Origin of the sequence: Archangium sp. (assembly GCF_036389735.1) — a bacterium.
Lineage (GTDB): Bacteria > Myxococcota > Myxococcia > Myxococcales > Myxococcaceae > Archangium.
Genome location: NZ_DASVWK010000509.1, coordinates 1 through 1669 on the forward strand (window position 1 = coordinate 1; position 1669 = coordinate 1669).

The 1669-nt window shown below is 67.3% G+C and carries 2 protein-coding genes; both read left to right on the forward strand.

The annotated features are described in order from the left end of the window. Positions 1-741, forward strand: a 741-nt coding sequence (locus VF794_RS17830) for a S8 family serine peptidase (protein WP_331111971.1), incomplete at its 5' end; no start/stop codon positions are given. Positions 742-764: 23 nt separating this feature from the next. Then, on the forward strand, positions 765-1669 hold a 905-nt coding region (locus VF794_RS17835; protein WP_331111973.1), incomplete at its 3' end, for a hypothetical protein.

The following is a 1669-nucleotide window of genomic DNA, read 5'->3' on the forward strand; positions in this document are numbered from 1 at the left end:
ATCAAGCCAGACCTGGTGGCGCCCGGCACGGACATCCTCTCCACCCGCTCCAGCAAGGCGCCAGCGCAGAACTTCTGGGCCCCGTACAAGGGCAACAACCACTACGCCTACCTGGGCGGGACGAGCATGGCGACGCCCCTCGTCTCGGGTTGTGCCGCGCTGGTGCGCGAGTACTACGCGGGCCTTGCCCACGAGCCCAGTGCGGCGCTGGTGAAGGCCACGCTCGTCAATGGGACGCGGTGGCTCACGGGTGAGGACGCCCTGGCCGACCGCGAGGAGCCGCCCAACAACCACCAGGGCTTCGGGCGCGTGTCCATGCTCACCACCCTGCCGAACCCGACCGAGCCCCGGCTGAAGCTGGCGTTCATCGACTGCTGGAAGCAGCCGGGCCTGCACCTCCCGCACACCAACTCCACCCGCTGCTTCACCGTCGCGGTCAAGGACGGCTACCCGCTGCGCATCTGCCTGGCCTATACGGACCTGCCCGCCAGGGAGTTGCAGCATGTCATCTACCTGCTGGTCGAAGGTCCTGACGGTCGCAAGTGGATGGGCAATGGGCGGCGGTCCGCCCGGGGACACCCCTTGCGGGATGACAAGAACAACGTGTCCGTCGTCCGGTTCGATGCGCCTCTGGCGGGCCACTACCGGATCTCCGTGAGAGCGTGGACCCTCCTCCACGGAGCCCAGGACTATGCGCTCGTCGTCACCGGAGACCTGGAGTCCGAGCTGACCCGCGCCTGACCCTCGCCCGAGGAGGTACTCCGATGTTCAAGCTTCACGCAGTGCAGGCGGAGGAGGGGGATGCCCTCCTGCTCGAGTACGGTACGCCGTCCGAGCCCCGCTTCATCCTGGTGGATGGTGGGCCTCGCGGCATCTACGAGAACCACCTGCGCACCGTGCTCAGCGGGCTCTCTCGCGGGGCGCTGGAGCTGGTCATCCTCAGCCACGTGGACAATGACCACGCGGTGGGTCTGGTGGCGCTGTTCGCGGAACTCTTCGAGCAGCAGGTGAACGAGCAGCCCCTGCTCGTCCATCCCCAGGCGCTCTGGCACAACGCCTTCAGCCAGACGATGACCCATGAAATCCAGACCCGGCTGGCCACGGCGCTGGCCAGCTCGCCCGCGCAAGCCTCGCTCCAGGCCACCCAGGGGGTGCTGATGGGTGTAAGCGAGGGCAGCAAGCTGCGGGGGCTCGTCACCAGCCTGGACCTGCCCTTGAACCCTGGGTTCACGGAGCAGCTCGTCTCCGTGGACACCCAGCCCGCTCCCTTCCAATCGGCGAATCTGTCCCTGAAGGTCGTGGGCCCCACCGCCGCCACCCTCGGCAGACTGCGAGCGAGGTGGGAGAGCTGGCTCGAGAAGAACGAGGAGAAGATCGCCACGGGAGAAGTCGAGCCCACCGCGATGGCGGACAGGAGCATTCCCAACCTCAGCAGCATCATGCTCGTGGTGGAGGCGGATGGCCGCCGCCTGCTCCTCACCGGCGACGGCCGGGGCGACTTCCTCCTGGAAGGGCTGGTGGACACCGGCTACCTCCCGGACATGGAGGGCCACGTCCACTTCGACTGGTTCAAGGTGCCGCACCACGGCAGCGACCGGAATGTCACCCAGCGCTTCTTCCAGCAGGTGACGGCGGACCACTACGTCATCTCCGCCAATGGCAGGCATGA